The sequence below is a fragment of the Brucella sp. HL-2 genome, assembly GCF_025846885.2.
In the GTDB taxonomy this organism is placed as follows: Bacteria; Pseudomonadota; Alphaproteobacteria; order Rhizobiales; family Rhizobiaceae; genus Brucella; species Brucella quorumnocens.
The window spans coordinates 32,022-48,515 of sequence record NZ_JAOYTK010000022.1; the positions used below are offsets into that span (position 1 = coordinate 32,022).

A 16,494-nucleotide genomic window follows, 5' to 3' on the forward strand; every position below is an offset into this window, starting at 1 on the left:
AACTGACATTGTTGAACAGTCTAATACCAAACCATTTCCCCTACCTTAGATCGCCAAATCTTTGGGGAAGTTGTTAAGACCAACATAGTCTTTTTTCCTCAACATATCAAGGGTTTTGCGGCTTCCCGCCACGCTTTTTTGCATCCAAAATTTAGGTGCGGAAAGATGGAAAACATAAAACATATCATATTGTTAGCCGAAATCACGAATTTCGGCTCAACATTTGTAAACAAAAAAATAACAAATTGTATTTTGTTCAACGCGCACAAGACGAAAGCGGCGCTTGAATTTCAGAGGCTGAGTAGGCTTCTCTATTCGTATCTGGCGGCATCCTACATTTCAGAGGATGAATTTAGCGCCGCTTACACGGAGTTGAACGCTCTCAATGAACGCCTGAAAGCCAGCTCGAAAATCGCCAGCATATTCCCGGCGATCAAACTCCCAAAAAAGAATAAGGCTCTCCAGCGTAAGCTTGCCTTCGGCCAATATAGCCAGCTCTTAAAAAACATCACTCCTTCTGTCCGAGCCGTAATGCGAGTTATTGAGATCGAGACAATCAAACACGGCGTCTGCACTTTGTCCGTGAAGCATATTGGTGATCTCTCTGGCTATTGCCGCTCTACCGTGCAGCTCGCACTTCGCATTTTAAGAAAAGCGGCCCCCGGCAACAGTGCGTTAATTGAAGTCGGTTTTAGACCCGTCAAAAAGGGCCCACACCAGACGAATGTTATCAGGATCATTTGTCCTGTCTGGATCGATCTAATCAAAGCACTCGCAGAGCCAGAAACAGCCTTAAATGATCTTTACGGCTTTCTAGCCAACATGAGAGGGCTTAAAAAATTGAGCAGCATGTTAAGTCTAAAATATATAACCGCTGCATTTTATCGAGAAATGGCGAAATCACTTCCAGTCTTGGCATTAGCTGATCGCTCTAGGAGCAGTTAGCGTTTAATCGCCAGAATCCCTAAAAACATAGCCTTAAATAAGGGCTATGAATGATTATGCACGTCTATACCGTTTCTTATTGTAAAGTTTTTTCGATAAACGTATTGTATGAAAAATAAAATTGATGCGAGTTCGTAATGTCTAACGCCAATAATTTAGCAGCTGATCAACCGCCGCCAATAGCACCCTTAATGCGGATGCTGGAAATGAGGCGCGAAATTTTATCGACTTCACACAAGGAGGTCAGCGCCATGACGGGCGAAACAGCCACCGATGAAATCTATGGCGCAATCACTTTAGAAAAAGAAAACCTTGTGAGAGCTGAGATCGTAACCAGAATTATGCTCGATCTCAAAGTAGCAAACAGCATGAGTACCTTGTTTGAACGGTATAGGGACAGCTTCTGATGAATAAACTTCGCAAATCGTTGACGGTAGCATTCATAGCGGCATCTGCCTTATATGCTTCAACCAATCTAAGTTTTTCAGCAACAAGCGGTGGTGCTAGTTGTGGCGTTGAAGCCGCTGCCGATGCAGCTCTACAGCAGCAAATTGCACTAATTGATGCTGCAAAAGTCAATGTGCCTGACTTTTTTAGCGGCCCAAATTCCTGCATCAACACCAATCTTCTGCAATCGTTCAATCTCTCGAACATGATCCCCGATCTGGCCGGGTTTTTCCAAGGAAACGTGCAGGGAATTACCCAAAATTTATTGAACCAAGCAAAGCAACAGGTTTGCAAATTGCTTGACGATCAGCTCCAGAAAACACTTGGAAATATGCAGCAGGCTGTCGGCAAGGTTAATTCGTCTGTTGGAACTGATTTAGCGAGTTTGTTGGGTGGCGCTACATCTGGTTTGAACATGCCGAAAATTGACGGCATCGGTAAATATGACTTTTCCGGTTCAAATGGGATTAACTACGATAACTCCGTAAAAATCCCAGTGCCGCAATTCACGCTTGGCGGTGGTTCTTCAAGCCAGTCGCAGGGCACAAATTCTTATACGCCGCCAACAAGCTCCGGTGGTTCAACTGTCATTGATGATTTTGGCAAGCTGATCAACGGAGAATGATATGGCGCGCGCTTTGCACATAGCCGCTGCCAGCTTGAGCGTGACTGTTTTGCTTTTGAACGGTCCTGTTACGGCTCAAACTGTCAGGCCACAGCCTAAAACGTTTGCGGAAAGCATGACTATGTGGACCGCTTCATTCAATGCGCTGCTATCTGGCTTTAAAATTGATGCTTCAGTGATCGACATTACAGGCAATCAAGGTACGCAAGCGATCAAGGCAGCAAAACAAGGTGGCATAGCGGCCCGGATACAGGCCGATAATAACCTAGCGCTCGTTTATGCAGTCAACAAGCGATCTTATGCCAGTGGACAGGGCTATAATGTTTGCCGGGCTGTTGCATCTGATATGGTTGCGGTCGATACGCGAAGCGCTGGTGACAGGGTACGAGCTGCTACAAGGAAGGTTGATGCGGACTGGATCAGCAATGGCTCCGATGCATCAACCTTCATCGCAACGACATTAGCCAATCGAAAACAGTATTATTGTTCGCAGGCCGAGCGAGAAGCCGGCTTATGCACTTCGTCAGCTTCCGGTGGATTTTCGGCGGGTGACAGTGATGCGAGTGTCTGGCTGAAAAATCGCTCTTATGGCTCTGAGGAAGTTGCAACCGCGTCAGATTTTATTGACGTGGCGGCTCCGCTTCCAACGATCGAGGCCAATAGCACGTCAACGCCTGACGTTTTGAACCGTGTTCAAGCTACTCGAAAAGCGGCGCTGATTTCAGGAGCGCGCCAATCTCTATTTGGCATCGCGATCAGCGGTATGGAAGGTGAGGGTAATGAAGGTCAACCGGAATAAACTGGCGTTTGCTATGGCTGGCTTGTTCGCAACGACGCTCGTGTCGGTGACGGGCGCTTATGCAGCTTCTTGCTCTGGTGTAGCTACCCGCGTCAATAATAAGACAGCCAGCGTTCGTGATGATGTTATTCGTCATCTGGAAAGCGTCGAGCAGGCGATTAATGCTGAATCGATCCGCCAGACACAGCAAATCTTGTCTGCCATGCGGGTTGTTAATTCTGCGGCCAATGCTTCGACTGACCAGAACGTTACGATGAAAAACAAGGCTTCCGAAGCTTCTGCATCGGCTTGGGTAGCGCATCGCACGAACATGCTGACCTTAGAAGCTACGCAACGCTATCGGTCTATGGGTTATAATACCTGCGGGTCGATCAGCGCGGCGAAGACATTTTCGCAGGCCAATGCGCAGGTAACGCAAAAGGCTTTCAGCACGGCAAGCGCTGGCGTGGCAGATACCAGTCATGACAATTGGTTTTCTCAAATAGCTAAATCAAATGTGTCTGCTTCTGACGTTATTGAAGGCAATCAGAGCGGTACGCAAAAGTATATTGCGATGGTTCTTGGGCCACAGCCGGAGAATGTTCGTGCATTGGCTGGTAGCACTGCCGAACAGCTCAATAAGTTGCAGGAGAACCGCAAGACGGCTTTGAAATCCTTATCAAGCTTCGTGATGGCAAATGCTGCTTCCTATAAGGAAAGCGACGAAAAGCTGGATGCTTTCATGTCGTCATGGATGGGCCGGGACGGTGGCGAACAATGGGCGTCTACGATGGCTGCTTCGCAGGAGCGCGGTATTCTTCTTGATCAGGTTCGTATTGAAGCCGCGCATGTGGCTGCGAAGGCTTACGGGATCAAGAAGCGCCTTAATACGGAGCTGGCTATCTCTGGTTACGCTCTGGCGAGAACAGACAACATTATTTCCAACATGGTTGATGGTGGCAAGTCTGGCGACATTATTCCGGTATCGGGGGAGTGATTATGCGAAAGATCGCAATTTCAGGGATTGGCCTACTGATGGCTAGCATAAGCACTCCTACCTTTGCGGCGTCATGTTGGGTAAATGATGCGTCATGGATCAGGGGCCACGAGACAGCGCGCACGAGGATTAAGGAGCGCATTGACTTGGCCGGGCGCAATATTACTGCGCAGGATACGCAGAATACAGAGGCAATCCTATCAGCCTTGAAGGTAATCACTCAGCAAACCGAAGTGGATGGCCAGAGACAGGCGACGATGACGCAGAAGTCGCAAGAGGCGGAAACCTCTGTTTATGTTGAGCAGAACAAGAATGAAGCGATTTTAGCTGTGCAGGAGCGTTTCAGCAAACGCGGTTTATCTGTTGATCCCTGCGGATCGGCTGCAATGATCTCAACGGCGCTAGGGAAAATCGAAGCTGATGGCGATACCTCGGTCGCTTCCAGCACTGATGTAGCGCCGGGCAATGCTGATGATATTAATGCCGTCTTTAAAAAGCGGGTGCAAAACACCAATCCGAACAACCTTTTAATTCAGACCTTTTTGACCGGCAGTGATGCAGATGCAGCCATATTCCTATCGAATGCTGCCGGGCTTCCTTTACCTAAGCAGATTAAGACCAGCAATAAGGTCGATAACGAGCTGAATTTCATCAAATCTCGTCGTGCCGAAGCTCTGCGCTCTGCGGCTCTAACATCGATGGAAGAAGTTAGAAACGCCTACAAAGAAGGCGGGGCTATTGAGGGGTACGATTCCTTTATTAATCAGTACGGTGGCGGCTCTGGATATGATGCTTGGCAAAAAGAGCTGGCCACTAAAAATGAGCGTGGCTTGATGCAGGAATATGCCAAATTGCGAGCCATATCCTTGAGGCTGGAACAGGCATCAACCAAGGGTGAAGCCCGGATAGCGGCTGTTCTTGGTGTGCTTTTGGCCGGTGAAACAGGAATCCAATAATGACCAGTCAGGATACTAATAAGAGCGATCTTGAGAGCTTGCGCGCTAATCGACCTCTGTTTGATGCGTCAGATAGCGAAGAATTTGAGCCGGTGGATATGGGGACAGCCGACAGCGACATTAATGACGAGATCGTTGATGTTGAAGCGAGCTTAGAGCAACGAGATTATCAGGATGAGCTTGTAGGCCATATATTCCGGGGAGTGCCGTTAAAAGATACGCCTATCCAGAATATCGAAACTTATTATGGCGCTATAGACCAAGCGAAGGGCGAGATAGCAAAGACCGGGGAAGGGGTTTATGCACCTTCTGATCGTGAAGGCCGCTCCATTCTCAAAGGCATCTGTAATAATCTCCGGTCGCCTGATTTTGATGCTTTTAACGAGGTGGAAAGCAAGCGTGTCGTTGACATGCTGAATAGTGCGCCTTCTGCGGGGTATGTCTTTGAGAAGCAGGCAAATGGCGCATTCGAGCTTGTGCCGAGGGCACCAGAGCAAGCATCAGGTAGCGGTGGTGTAGGACTGGTGCAGGACTTGCCGACAGACAATCCAGAACACGCCAGCGCGCCGGATAACGGCATTTAATTTAAAGATCGGCAGAATTTAATGGCGATTGCTGTTTCAACTAATTTGAACCGGAAATTTATTACAGCGGCAGAGGTTCTTCGGGCCGCTAATAATCAGAATGTTGGCTTGTTTCATTCAGAAAAGAAAACCGTTTCAAGTCTGTTTAAGGTTCTAAATTTCGAGGATAATCGGGCATCCGACTATCGGGTCTATTTCAATGCTGCGAGCTTTGATAACGCCGACGATGCTCAAGAGATTCAGTTTATCTATGTGGGCTATATCAATGAGAAAAAGTCTCTCCAATTGTCGATAGGCTCCATAAATGGTGACAAGCTTTCCCTGAAATATGGTTCGCTGGTTGAGATCAAGGACGGCAATTATTGCTGGCTTAAAGGCGGTGAATTTACTCCGCCAATCACTGCCAAAACGTCGATGGTTACAGGGCGTAGCCAAGCCACGTTGCGCGTTATTTCAGAGGATGACTTTCTCGCTACATCGCTGGAATACATTCACAAATTTGAAGAAATCGCGCTGGTCGAACTGAACGATTCAAAAGCGGGTTGAGGATTAGCGCCAATGGCTGACGAAACCAGACTAGATCCCGGAATTTTTACACCTGTCCGCGAAGACTATGCCGTCACTACGCTTGAAAGGGTGTTTGGACCGTTGGTCCGCGCTATTGCGGACGGTAGCGGTATAGAAAATATAGGCAGCTCTGACACGATGTTAGGGCAACTTATCACGTTGCTTAATTTGGCAATCCTATTTTTTGCCGGGGCTGTCCTGATCTACATGATCTACACGTCGATCATGGATACAGCATCCGATGGCAAGATGATGGGGCAATCGACGGATTCGCGCTATACAGTTTTGCGCGCAGCAGTGGGCGTTGTTCTGTTGCTGCCCGTTAAGGGCGGCTTCACAATTGCGCAGGTCGTGGTTCTTTACCTTTTGGTTTGGGGATCAGGGCTGGCCGATAATGCTTGGATCAGGGTGGCCGAGAATAATATCGCTTCTGTCAGCTATACCGCGCCGTCAATCCGGATTGGTAGCGGCGCTCATTCACTGCCTCCAGCCGCTACGACCGGCTTTGCAGAAGCCTTTAGAGCGAGAACGGCTGGATATTTGTGCGCAAACTATCTTAATCAGGCGTCCCAAACATTAGGTTTGGGTACTTCTGTTCATCCAATCAGTGCGAACAGGCTTACTGTTATACAAGATAGCACGGGTAAAAGTAATCAGTATCGTTGGTATTTTAAGGACAACAGCGATCACTATGGTAACTCGTCAAGTCTTTGCGGTGTCGTGAGAATTATTGCGTATGAGTATTTAGACCCATCGCAAATGAGCAATATTTGGTCTAATTTGACTGGAGCAAATCTTGTCAATTTCACCAACACTTTCAACATGCTTACAAAAGATGCATCGGTTACGGCTCAAGTTACGGCTATGGGTGTAATTGATTCTTATGCTAGAAGGCTATCGCAACAGATTGTTCAAAATCAGCGTGACGATGAAAAGAACAAAGAGCTAATCACTGAGGGAATGTCAGAAGCGCTTGATACGTATATAACAACGTATCAAAATATGATGCGCTCATACTCGCAGACGAATGATTACTCTCAAGCTTTGTTGCAGATGGCAACGCGGAATGGCTGGATTTTTGCTGCAAACTGGCAGCGAATGATGAGCAATATTTATGTGAAGGCTAAAGCTGCGCTGTATAACGTCACAATTGGGGCGAGTGATCCTAGTGATCCACAGACAGTTTTTGGCGTGGGATACAACGGAGCAGGTTCTGAAACTGTTGTTTTCTTCCAAGAGTTTAGAAATCAAAGACAGTATTTTGATGGGATCAGTAGCGCCTTTTCAGCAGCAGCGCTCAATCGTGATGTTATGACGGTTGGTCAACGCGAGTTTGAAAACGGTACGGCTATCTTGAATTGGCTTGCTGACACGGTTACGGGACTTATGGGCCGCAATGATGGTGCCAATGATGCAAGTAATTTTTGGAGTGATCCACTTTTAGAAATACAGGATATTGGCACGGTATTGCTTACATCAGCGGCTGGAGCGAAAGCCGTGACAACAGCGAGTGCATTATCACCTGATCCGCGTATTAGAGCAGTTGATCAGTTCCTTGGGCCATTGGCTACTGTAATGGTCGTTTTGGGTGTTGTTCTTGCCATTATCGTCCCGTTTATGCCGATTATCTATTACGTAGGCGCAGTTATCGGTTGGGTGATTTTGGCAATAGAAGCGGTTTTTGCTACGCCGATTACGATCATCATGTTCTTTGCGCCGCAGAGACAGGCCAATTTTTTTGGCTCAAACCATAATGCCTTACTGACGCTCTTTGGCGTATTGTTACGGCCATTCTTTATTGTGGTGGGCTTGATTGCAGCGTACCTGATCATGCGAGTGGGTATTGATATTATCAATGTCTTGTTCACGGGTATCGTCTCGCTACTCGCACCGGAAGGCTCAATATCGTCTATCTATATGTTCCTTGGCACGATCATGGTTTATGTCTTGGTTGTGATCTTTACCGTGATGCATTGTTGTTCGCTAATCACTGGCTTGAGTGATTATGTTCTTGGTTGGATTGGCGTTGGTATGTCTTCGCTTGTTAAGGCAAATCCAATGGAAGGCGTACAGGGAACGCTCGGTGTAGGTGGGCGCTTGCCAGCCCTTCGGGGTACGCCGGAGCTAGGTGGCCGCATTCGCGAGCTAAGACAATCTACGAAGGATTTTAACAAAGAGAAGTCCATCGGCAATCAAGGGGATGATCGAACAAGGCGCTTGACTTAGCTTAACAATTAGGGGGGTAGGGCGGAAATTCCGTCCTTCCTGTTGATTTTTGCGAATTGGTTAGGTAAGGTCGGGTCAGGATAGTTTTACATGTATTTTGAAGGAGTGAATCAATGAATGTTTTTCTTATCATTTTTGCACTTCTCTGCATAAACGCTGCTTATCGTCTTTGGCGCAAAGGAGCGCCAGCAAGGGAAGCGCAAATACTGGCAGAAGCTAATGCGGAGCTAAGAGCCTATTTCCCCAACGTCAGGTTGGAGGATATTACGCCTGAAATGCGCCGTGAGTGTGCTGTGGCTTTTCGTAGTAGGGTTAATCGCACATCGGCTTATTATACGTATAAGCCAGCTTCGGCAGGTGATCCGCTTGTGAACCACACTATTTCGGGAGGCCGGATTGTTGGTCATTCTGGCAGGGTGGTTTGTGAAAATATCAATGACCTGTCGGGACCAGAACGCGCTAATCTAATGGAAAGTTTGAGGACCGGAACAATCTAAGAGTTGAGCCATATTTCTGGTTGCGAATTATGGAAAATAAGACAACCTGTTGGTGCAACTGAAGAACTCCCGGCATCAGCCCGTAGTTCTTGTGCCCCGAGCATGACGTGAGGTGCTTATGCACCGGTTGACGACTTGGCGGAGGCCTTGAACCTTCCGGCTTCCAGCCGGATGTAATTCAGAAATTTACCTAGCACTTAGGGGTTTTATGAATAACAAATTAACATCAGAGATTGGACACAGATTAAGTTGGGCTCGCACCAATATTTGCAGATGTTCTATCTTTCAAATGGCGGATTTACTAAATACAACTCCAAGGCTAATAGCGGACTGGGAAAGTGGTAATTCCTCATTGCCGGTAGGGCCAGTTGTGCACCTATATCAATTATAACGAATTAATCCGGCCTGGCTATTAACAGGCGACGGAACCAAACGAATGGGCTGAACTGTTTTGAAGTTTTTGATTTGCTCTCAGGCCGTGGCTTCGCTCCGTAACGAGAAAATGCTCTGGTTGGAAATATTATGGATATCCGTGTGCCTTCTCCGGGAGCCGACCGCAAACCGAATTTACCTTTCATGGATTCCACCAACTTCAAGCAACCGGTAAGTCCCAATCCGGTATGTCCGAGCGCCTCTCCTTTAGAAGAAAAGAAGGGAAGGCGAGCCTTCTTAATATGTTCTTCGGACATGCCTACCCCATTGTCTGCGATAACTATCTCGAGTTTCTCGGATCGAATTTTGCCTCTTTTCAATTTGGCTTGGATTGTTACGATGGATTTTGGGGTATTTCTGACAGCGTCGAGCGCATTACTGATAAGTTCATCTATTATAAGGTGAATGTGAGCTTCTGGAACCAAAACTTTCCCCGCATATGGATCCAGACTTAGATTGATAATATGCGCGTCCTCGCTTTTCGACTTGCGCACGCTTTTAAAAACGCTGTCTAATGGCACAACGAAAGTCCCGTTCCTGTCGTTTTCAGGAAAAGCGATGCAAGCGAGCCAGTGATTTACAGCACTCAGCTGTGTCGTCGATTTGCGCGCCAGATCCAATGTGTCGGCTGACGGTGGCACATCTTTCTCCAGCATCCAGTGCAGATAGATATGCAGACTAGATATACGGGTAAAAGTCATGTGACTGAAAAGAATTGCGAAATAACGCACCTGCTCTTCATAGCGGGAACGGTTTCTCGCTATCCAGACTGGAATGATCAACAAAAACAGAAGCACTGCACACAAAAAGGCTGCAAGGAACTTATTGCGGAAGGCCTGTTGATCCAGATCAGCTGTCCGTTTGAAGGTGCGCCCCAGATTTGCGGCTGCACTTGTGATGGGGATGATATCCTGCCAGACCGAAGTGACCTGATCCAAGACGTGATCATATTTATCTGCGCCGGACGCATCTTCAATTTCTGGCTTTATCTTGTCGTTAACGAGAACAAGTATTTTGCGAAGCTTGTTCAAATCAGCCGGTAAAAGAATTTGGGAAGCGTAACTTAGCCCTAGGAGATCTTCCAGATTAGTGGCGAGAAAACTGATTTCACGGGTGATATGCTTAATATCGTCCGGGTTATGCGTAGCCTGCGCGAGCCTTATCCATCCCATTGCCCCGACGGCCTTTTCACGTATCTGTGAGGCCCGCCACTGAACTTCAGAAACTTCAGAAATGATATTATAGGCCTTTTGCCGATAATGATCGGTCTGCATAAACGACCACCCTACCATCGCAAGACAGAAGGCGAATGCCAAAAACAGGCATATCAAAATTAGCTTTTTTAAACTCTCCACCATGACGAACCTCATACGTGGCTGTACAAAAAACACCTACCGGTATCAGCCGGTAGGTCACAATGGTAAGGTGAAGCGGCTGGATATCCGATTAGGAATCTGCTCGTAAGCCCACCACAAACCAAACCCAGCGTGAGTTGTCACCAGGGTCCGCAGCCTTTGGCAAAGCATCAAACGGCCAGATGATATACATTGGCCCCCGATCGCTATCCGTTAGCGGGCGGAATTCCTGTCCAGCGCTGCAATCAGCTTTTGTACGCTCGGCTTCACTGCATGCGATTTCCGTCGCAATGATAGGGCCGTATTTTCTGATCTCAGCTATCTCCAGCTTGGACTGATAATCATCTAGGCCCAGCATAGTAACCAGAGCCGATGAATCTAGGCCATCTTTCTTTAGCACATCTAATAGAGCAGGACCGCGGTAACGAACCTTTTTGCCGTTAGTCCAGGGTGTTTGGGTCTCGATTACCTTTGAGGGGAAGGAATTTTGAAGTGCTCCAATCGGATAGTCCGCGAGGGTTGCCCCGGCCTTCCCTTCAACGTGGAGGGTTTTGGGGTCATCAAAGGCAGCTGAAGCGTAATTTGCAGCTATAATGCCGCCCGTCAGAGCGAGAGCAAATGTAATCGTTTTAAAAATCATTGGTCATCCTTTAATAACTGTTTTGATTGGTTAAATTTGTTGCGCGCGCGTTTATATTTTTTTTCTGCTGAATCCTCGGTTTTCAAGTTGAAATGTTTTGCCATCAACTGCAATGATTTGACTCTTTTCATTCCTTGCGGCCGTGCTGCAACCCATTTGAGGACTTCTTCATCCGTTGGAGACACGCCGGGGTAGTGATAGTGGGGAGATTTATTCATCCCGCTCACCGAACCTCGGTAATTAATAAATTCAGTGCGATCAATTTGTTCGAGAATTTCGGCCAGCGTAGGTGGGGACAGTCCGAATTTACCCACATAGGCTTTTACGCCGCGGTGCCTGCATTTTTCAGCTTCCTCAATCGAATATCGGCCTGTGATAATAATATGTCTGGCAGTTGGACTTAGCGTCTGGACTTTTTCAATAACTGAAAGACGTGTCTCATATGCCTCCGAGGCTACACCAAAATCAGGCAACCCCGGATCGAGTACCACAAGAGAGAAGGCATTTTCTTCTAGCGCTTTTTCGGCAGCAAAAAAAGTTGATGCTGTAAGCACCATGCAATGATCGAAAGCCCGCTTAAAAAAAGTAAGTAATGCGTGAAGCATGAGGCCATCATCTTCAACAATGAGTATTTTCTCGGCACATAGATCGTTTTCGGTCATTTTAAAATCCTTCAGCAAAAGGGGGACATTCTGACCCCTAGTTCTGTAAGCCATTCCGTGATTGATGTTGGTTGCGACGAATGGTTATGACTGTGCACTTTGTGAGTAATATTGGATAAAATAATGTCAATGTTGATATATCAGACCAATAAGCTGTTACATAATATATTTGGCATTCCAGTGGAAATAATTATAATCAAATATATAAAAATTAGTATTACCCGCATTTTTTGTTTATGGGATGCTTCACTAATTAAAATTTTATAATATTTATTAATATTATAAAATAATAGGTTTCAGAATGTTGTATAAAGAGCAAATTAAATTATCTCCTATTCTTGAAAAACTTCGTGAAGCTCTTGTGCTGTCAAGTCGCAGTGTGGGGGATATTATTAGTTCATATGCACTTGCACACAATATGATTGCCTACAATGAACATTTATTAAGCGGCTATTCCACGGTGGATGCATTGGCCGCAGAGGTTGATGAGCAATTTCAACTACTGAAAACTGCGGGCTCTGTATCGGTAATCAGAAAAATTCATGACAATCCAGCCGAAGAGCCTATTGCTTACTACAGGATTGAGGATAGCGGTTTTTTTTGGCCTGACGCGCAACACTTCATCAATTGTTGCGCTGAATAACGCTTACGCCGATTTTTCTTATAGATCGGGGGAAGCGGCATATTGCCATTAGATAAATCGCGCTCGGCAGATCGATGCGCGATCTGCCTTGCTCCCAATCCTTGATACGGGCTTTTGTGAAGCCGTATGTCTTGGCGAAGTCAGATTGAGTTAATCCGAGTCCGGTTCGGATCGCAATTAACTCACTGGCTGACATAAAAACGTCTTGCGTCATTTATTGTTCTTATCAATCCACTCGCTGAGTTTCTTATTATCTTTCATGGCGTTAGCTGGTATTTTTTTCTTTTTCCGGGCTGCAATTTTCTCGGCAAATTCGATTTGCTTTGCCGATGGAGCTGCCCCGCTGGTTTTCCCCTTTGATGATTTAGTCTTGTCCTGTGGTTTATGCTCATTCAGGAAGGCATTGCAGGCCGCACGGTCGCTTTTATAGTTTTCTGGTGGCTCTATCGCCTTTGCTTTCGCAACACTCTCTATGAGCCTAATTTGGGCTTCTGACGGTGTTGTTGATATTTCGCGTAGCTTAGGTGGCGCGATCTCAACGATTTTGTCCCTGATTTTATGAGCAACGTCAACGATTGCACCTATTACACGGTCGCTGGTCAAGCGACCATCCAGTATAGCATCCAGTCTTAGTTCCATCTGCGCCGTAAAGCCGGGATCAATGAGCCAGTGTGCGTTCTGTTTCAGGATTTGATAAATTTGAAGCCCCTCTGCCGTAGGCCGCACATAATTGGCTTTTCCTGATTTTATTTCCTCAATCCAGTTTTGTGCGATCAAGCTTTCGATGATCGTATCTCTGGTTGCTGGAGTGCCTATGCCTTTTGCTTCTTTGAGCCGTTCTCTCATTGCAGGATCATCGACATAACGCCAAGCATTCTGCATTTCATCAACGAGATCGCCAAGAGTGAAGCGTGACGGAGGCTTTGTTTTTTTAGATTCAATGTTGGTATTAGTTACAGTCGCCAGCGCTCCGTTAGCTACAGGAGGCAATTTTCCGTTGTCTTCGTCGTTATCGTCCTCACTTTCCGTCTTTTCATCTTGAAAGAGAGCTTTCCATCCTAATTTTGTGGGGGTGCTACCTGTTGTTCCCAGGATTTCCTTCTTATTTTCGTGTGTAATTTCAATGGTGATCGACTTTTGATCATACTCGTAGTCGGGCGCGATAGCGGCCAGATATGTTTTAGCGATCAGATCAAATAGCCTTTTTTCGTCAGCGCTTAGAATTGGATAGATTGTTGGTAGCTGATCCAGCACTTTTACATTTGGAATGATCGCGTGGTGAGATGCGCTCCCTACGCCAGCGTCAGAGAATATTCCACTTTTCCCTGTGCGGATTCTGGGTTGGGACCATTGCTGCGAGATTGGATAGATTTTATGCAGTGCATCTAAGATCGGTTGTGCGTCCTTAATCATTATCTCATTGAGATACCGAGTTTCGGCGCGTGGGTATGATGCGATTTTGTGCTTTTCGTATAGGGATTGGGCTATTTCGAGCGTCTTTGTCGGCTTCCAGCCCCATTTTGATGCTCGCTTTTGAAGTGTAGGTAAATCCATACCTCGTTCGGGCGCTTGGCTTTTCTGTTCAGTTTTAACCTGAACAGGCCCACTCCAAGCTTTGACCGTCTTTGCAAGCGCGTCAGCCGCTTCTCTGGAGAGTATTTTTGTGTCGCCGGTTGTTTTGTGGGTGAGTTTGAAAGTGTGAGCGTTCGATTTCAATACAGCGCTGACCACAAAATAATCGACTGGCACAAAATTCTGTATTTCTAGCTCACGGATGCAAGCGATTCCGAAAGTTGGCGTTTTCACTCGGCCAACACCGACAGCTTTGCTCCAACCGTCAGGTTTGAGACATAGTGATGCAATCCGCGTCATGGATAGATTGAAAATTTGATCCGCCTGCCTGCGCGCTATCGCAGCGCCATAGAGACTAGCATATTCACTGTTGGGCTTCGCGCTTTTTATAGCGTCTCGCAGAGTTTCAGGGTCTTCATTCTGGAACATCGCACGTAATACCGGCCCTTTGTACCTCATTTCGCGTATTATATCCTCTCCGATCGCTTGACCTTCTCGGTCACAGTCGGTTGCGATAATGACCTTTTCGGCAGAGCGTAAGGCTTGCTTTATGGCCGTTATGCGTGGTCCGCGGCCTTGATCAGGAGCCTCTACAAGTGGGTAAAGGTTTGCCATTGGAGCGAGAATATCGGTGCTCCATTCCTTCCATTCAGGGTTATATTCTTCCGGCAATTGTAGCCGGTATAAGTGGCCCTGTGCTGGCAGTATTTTATAAGTCGAGTTGCTGCCGACAGCATCTTGCATATTTCTAGCTTGTTGCGGCTTTTCACATATAATTAGAACGGTCATGAAACCACCTATTTTATTGAAATAACACCAATCGAATTATCGCAAAAATAAATCAATTGTCAAAAATTATAGATTTTAAGGAAAAAAATTGACTAATGGTGTTCTGGTTGGTGATGTAGGCACAAATTTTGCCGCGATAGTTATATTGAGAAAGGGATAGCGTGAGTAAGCGTCCAAATAACGTTGGGGAAGCTCGCGTAATCGCGAAGCTGGTCGCGGAAACTGAGAAACTACATTCGCAGTCCACTAAGCATCGTCGTGGACGGAGAACCAAAAGCACGGCTCTATTTTGGGCGCTTTTTGAAAATCATTTCCTTCGTAATGGGAACGAGGGAGGATTTGTTGATGATCTGGCTGAAAGCCTCAAGGTCAGCAAGTCCGTTATTTATTCATGGAACACGCAGCAGCTTATTCCGAATAAATGGCGACGCCCTGTTTTGCAGTTCATGGAAAAGCACGGCATTGAGTTGCCGCCGGGGATCAATGAGGATCAGCTTTTCTTTGGCGGCAAAGCCGTTGATGTCAAAGAAGATAAGATGCAGTTCAACAGCGCTCTTTACGCTCATTTTAATGACGTAATAAAGGCGCTCGACCATGATTATTACATGCTGCATGAGCAGCTAATGCGTAGCAATAGCCTGTTAAATGCATCATTGCTGGTCCGTTGGGTTTTTGAGTATGGCGGGATCGCCAGTACGCGGACAAGGCTTTACATCACTGCGCTTTTGGAAAATCCATATTTGGAAGAGTTGATCAGAGAATACGGGTTTAAGACGGTGGATGAAGGCGTTGAATATGCGCAACGCCACGGTTGGGTTTCCCCTCATGAGCGTGGCAAGGACTGACTATTTTCTCAGATAGCTTTTGAGAAAGTCCTTAATCGGTGGGGTAGCCTCAAACATTCTTCGGTTCACTATTTGCCAATGTCTATAGCTGGCCTGAAACGAGTAGGCTATTAGAACGAGCGTAAGTAGTGCGCCGCCAATAAACGTCACAAAGTTTGACAGGATAAAAGCTAAAAAGCCGGTTCCGAAGAACATGGCAGCGGCTGTATATAGGTAGGTCGTTTCGACCGATGCGTAAGAAGCGGTATGTTGCTGTGCGTTGTTAATCTCGTCGGTAACATCAACGCTATAATCGCACGTTTCGCAGGTTAGAAAGACTTGATCATAGTGCCCTTGGTCATGTTCTTCATTGATCAGGTTTACCGGCGTCAATGGGCTATGGCCGCATTCAGGGCACTGTGCAACTTTTTCTCGTTTGAGCTGATTCTTTGCCCATTCAAAGGTTGCCTTGCCTTCTTTGGTACGAATGTTGCGCAGTGGCGACCTTGGCAGCAATGCCTTCCAGACCATGATTATATTCCTTCGCCAATGCTGGAGCGAAACTCGCGCAGCTCGTCGTCAAAGCTACTCAAATCCAGAAAGAGGCTATTTGTATCAGCGGTGTCGTTTTTTGCGAAAGCTTCATAGATTACGCCTTGCGGCATTATCCTTATTTCAAACTCTGCAAGGCTATCTTGCCAGCGAATAGATGCGAGGGTGAAATCAGGATCAATCTCTTGATCTGGTTGACCATCTGGAAGAATGGCGATCTCTTTTTCGTCGGCCTGAATAGTCTGTGACGTGAAGTCTGTTTTGAGCGCGGTCGCAGCTCGCGCAAGTAAGGATTCATTTGGAACGACCGTTCCGTCGATTATGGCGTCGATTACGATAAACTGTTGCATGTCACTCCTGCTTTCTTGAGCGGGTTCGACTGGGTTATATGTTGCTTAAAATC

At 46.6% G+C, this 16,494-nt stretch carries 19 protein-coding genes; 12 read left to right on the forward strand and 7 right to left on the reverse strand.

The window, feature by feature from the left end:
• Positions 1-165 precede the first annotated feature (165 nt).
• From OIV19_RS18345 to OIV19_RS18390, 10 genes are all read left to right on the forward strand, one after another.
• A complete protein-coding gene (locus OIV19_RS18345; protein ID WP_264232723.1) occupies positions 166-945 on the forward strand; it encodes a hypothetical protein in 780 nt (259 codons plus the stop codon).
• Between the two features lie 137 nt (positions 946-1,082).
• Positions 1,083-1,352, forward strand: a complete 270-nt coding sequence (locus OIV19_RS18350) for a hypothetical protein (protein WP_264232725.1) — start codon at positions 1,083-1,085, stop codon at positions 1,350-1,352.
• Positions 1,352-2,017: a hypothetical protein gene (locus OIV19_RS18355; protein ID WP_264232727.1), complete on the forward strand. Its 666-nt coding sequence runs from the start codon at positions 1,352-1,354 to the stop codon at positions 2,015-2,017. Before OIV19_RS18350 ends, OIV19_RS18355 begins: the two co-directional genes overlap by 1 nt.
• Position 2,018: 1 nt before the next feature.
• Complete coding sequence (locus OIV19_RS18360) at positions 2,019-2,816, forward strand: hypothetical protein (RefSeq protein ID WP_264232729.1); 798 nt, start codon at positions 2,019-2,021, stop codon at positions 2,814-2,816.
• A 13-nt stretch (positions 2,817-2,829) separates the two neighbouring features.
• The gene (locus OIV19_RS18365) at positions 2,830-3,792 is read left to right on the forward strand and encodes a hypothetical protein (RefSeq protein WP_264232731.1); all 963 of its coding nucleotides are present in this window, start codon (positions 2,830-2,832) and stop codon (positions 3,790-3,792) included.
• Positions 3,793-3,938: 146 nt separating this feature from the next.
• Positions 3,939-4,748 (forward strand): hypothetical protein, encoded by an 810-nt coding sequence (locus OIV19_RS18370; protein ID WP_264232733.1) that lies wholly within the window; start codon positions 3,939-3,941, stop codon positions 4,746-4,748.
• On the forward strand, positions 4,748-5,332 hold the full coding sequence (locus OIV19_RS18375; protein WP_264232735.1) for a hypothetical protein: 585 nt from the start codon (positions 4,748-4,750) through the stop codon (positions 5,330-5,332). Before OIV19_RS18370 ends, OIV19_RS18375 begins: the two co-directional genes overlap by 1 nt.
• Positions 5,333-5,353: 21 nt before the next feature.
• The gene (locus OIV19_RS18380) at positions 5,354-5,878 is read left to right on the forward strand and encodes a hypothetical protein (RefSeq protein WP_264232737.1); all 525 of its coding nucleotides are present in this window, start codon (positions 5,354-5,356) and stop codon (positions 5,876-5,878) included.
• A gap of 12 nt (positions 5,879-5,890) precedes the next feature.
• Complete coding sequence (locus tag OIV19_RS18385) at positions 5,891-8,125, forward strand: DotA/TraY family protein (RefSeq protein ID WP_264232739.1); 2,235 nt, start codon at positions 5,891-5,893, stop codon at positions 8,123-8,125.
• A gap of 113 nt (positions 8,126-8,238) precedes the next feature.
• A complete protein-coding gene (locus OIV19_RS18390) occupies positions 8,239-8,622 on the forward strand; it encodes a hypothetical protein (protein WP_264232741.1) in 384 nt (127 codons plus the stop codon).
• 395 nt (positions 8,623-9,017) lie between these two features.
• Here OIV19_RS18390 and OIV19_RS18395 read toward each other — a convergent pair whose 3' ends face one another.
• The 3 genes from OIV19_RS18395 to OIV19_RS18405 form a co-directional block, all read right to left on the reverse strand.
• Positions 9,018-10,412: an ATP-binding protein gene (locus tag OIV19_RS18395; protein ID WP_264232744.1), complete on the reverse strand. Its 1,395-nt coding sequence runs from the start codon at positions 10,410-10,412 to the stop codon at positions 9,018-9,020.
• Positions 10,413-10,500: 88 nt separating this feature from the next.
• Positions 10,501-11,049 (reverse strand): hypothetical protein, encoded by a 549-nt coding sequence (locus OIV19_RS18400; protein ID WP_264232746.1) that lies wholly within the window; start codon positions 11,047-11,049, stop codon positions 10,501-10,503.
• Complete coding sequence (locus OIV19_RS18405; protein WP_264232748.1) at positions 11,046-11,711, reverse strand: response regulator; 666 nt, start codon at positions 11,709-11,711, stop codon at positions 11,046-11,048. The genes OIV19_RS18400 and OIV19_RS18405 overlap by 4 nt, the downstream gene beginning before the upstream one ends.
• 301 nt (positions 11,712-12,012) lie before the next feature.
• Here OIV19_RS18405 and OIV19_RS18410 point away from each other — a divergent pair, with 301 nt between their 5' ends.
• Positions 12,013-12,354, forward strand: a complete 342-nt coding sequence (locus OIV19_RS18410) for a hypothetical protein (RefSeq protein ID WP_264232750.1) — start codon at positions 12,013-12,015, stop codon at positions 12,352-12,354.
• Here OIV19_RS18410 and OIV19_RS18415 read toward each other — a convergent pair.
• Both OIV19_RS18415 and OIV19_RS18420 read right to left on the reverse strand, forming a co-directional pair.
• On the reverse strand, positions 12,335-12,568 hold the full coding sequence (locus OIV19_RS18415) for a helix-turn-helix domain-containing protein (protein ID WP_319637619.1): 234 nt from the start codon (positions 12,566-12,568) through the stop codon (positions 12,335-12,337). The two genes, OIV19_RS18410 and OIV19_RS18415, sit on opposite strands and share 20 nt — an antisense overlap.
• Entirely contained in the window at positions 12,565-14,715 is a 2,151-nt protein-coding gene (locus OIV19_RS18420; RefSeq protein WP_264232752.1) for a DNA topoisomerase, read from the reverse strand. Before OIV19_RS18420 ends, OIV19_RS18415 begins: the two co-directional genes overlap by 4 nt.
• A gap of 161 nt (positions 14,716-14,876) precedes the next feature.
• On the opposite strand from OIV19_RS18420, the gene OIV19_RS18425 reads away from it, so the two are divergent.
• Positions 14,877-15,560 carry a hypothetical protein gene (locus tag OIV19_RS18425; protein ID WP_264232754.1) on the forward strand — a complete coding sequence of 228 codons (684 nt, stop codon included), beginning with the start codon at positions 14,877-14,879 and terminating at the stop codon, positions 15,558-15,560.
• Here OIV19_RS18425 and OIV19_RS18430 read toward each other — a convergent pair whose 3' ends face one another.
• Together OIV19_RS18430 and OIV19_RS18435 are read right to left on the reverse strand one after the other, a co-directional pair.
• Positions 15,561-16,070, reverse strand: coding sequence for a hypothetical protein (locus OIV19_RS18430; protein ID WP_264232756.1), 510 nt, complete (start codon positions 16,068-16,070; stop codon positions 15,561-15,563).
• A gap of 2 nt (positions 16,071-16,072) precedes the next feature.
• Positions 16,073-16,441 carry a hypothetical protein gene (locus OIV19_RS18435; protein ID WP_264232758.1) on the reverse strand — a complete coding sequence of 123 codons (369 nt, stop codon included), beginning with the start codon at positions 16,439-16,441 and terminating at the stop codon, positions 16,073-16,075.
• Between the last annotated feature and the right edge of the window lie 53 nt (positions 16,442-16,494).

Bases quoted from the DNA above. Each gene is read 5' to 3' on its own strand.
- OIV19_RS18345 (WP_264232723.1), top strand. From the start codon at position 166: ATGGAAAACATAAAACATATCATATTGTTAGCCGAAATCACGAATTTC.
- OIV19_RS18350 (WP_264232725.1), top strand. From the start codon at position 1,083: ATGTCTAACGCCAATAATTTAGCAGCTGATCAACCGCCGCCAATAGCA.
- OIV19_RS18355 (WP_264232727.1), top strand. From the start codon at position 1,352: ATGAATAAACTTCGCAAATCGTTGACGGTAGCATTCATAGCGGCATCT.
- OIV19_RS18360 (WP_264232729.1), top strand. From the start codon at position 2,019: ATGGCGCGCGCTTTGCACATAGCCGCTGCCAGCTTGAGCGTGACTGTT.
- OIV19_RS18365 (WP_264232731.1), top strand. From the start codon at position 2,830: ATGGCTGGCTTGTTCGCAACGACGCTCGTGTCGGTGACGGGCGCTTAT.
- OIV19_RS18375 (WP_264232735.1), top strand. From the start codon at position 4,748: ATGACCAGTCAGGATACTAATAAGAGCGATCTTGAGAGCTTGCGCGCT.
- OIV19_RS18380 (WP_264232737.1), top strand. From the start codon at position 5,354: ATGGCGATTGCTGTTTCAACTAATTTGAACCGGAAATTTATTACAGCG.
- OIV19_RS18385 (WP_264232739.1), top strand. From the start codon at position 5,891: ATGGCTGACGAAACCAGACTAGATCCCGGAATTTTTACACCTGTCCGC.
- OIV19_RS18390 (WP_264232741.1), top strand. From the start codon at position 8,239: ATGAATGTTTTTCTTATCATTTTTGCACTTCTCTGCATAAACGCTGCT.
- OIV19_RS18395 (WP_264232744.1), bottom strand. From the start codon at position 10,412: ATGGTGGAGAGTTTAAAAAAGCTAATTTTGATATGCCTGTTTTTGGCA.
- OIV19_RS18400 (WP_264232746.1), bottom strand. From the start codon at position 11,049: ATGATTTTTAAAACGATTACATTTGCTCTCGCTCTGACGGGCGGCATT.
- OIV19_RS18405 (WP_264232748.1), bottom strand. From the start codon at position 11,711: ATGACCGAAAACGATCTATGTGCCGAGAAAATACTCATTGTTGAAGAT.
- OIV19_RS18410 (WP_264232750.1), top strand. From the start codon at position 12,013: ATGTTGTATAAAGAGCAAATTAAATTATCTCCTATTCTTGAAAAACTT.
- OIV19_RS18415 (WP_319637619.1), bottom strand. From the start codon at position 12,568: ATGACGCAAGACGTTTTTATGTCAGCCAGTGAGTTAATTGCGATCCGA.
- OIV19_RS18420 (WP_264232752.1), bottom strand. From the start codon at position 14,715: ATGACCGTTCTAATTATATGTGAAAAGCCGCAACAAGCTAGAAATATG.
- OIV19_RS18430 (WP_264232756.1), bottom strand. From the start codon at position 16,070: ATGGTCTGGAAGGCATTGCTGCCAAGGTCGCCACTGCGCAACATTCGT.
- OIV19_RS18435 (WP_264232758.1), bottom strand. From the start codon at position 16,441: ATGCAACAGTTTATCGTAATCGACGCCATAATCGACGGAACGGTCGTT.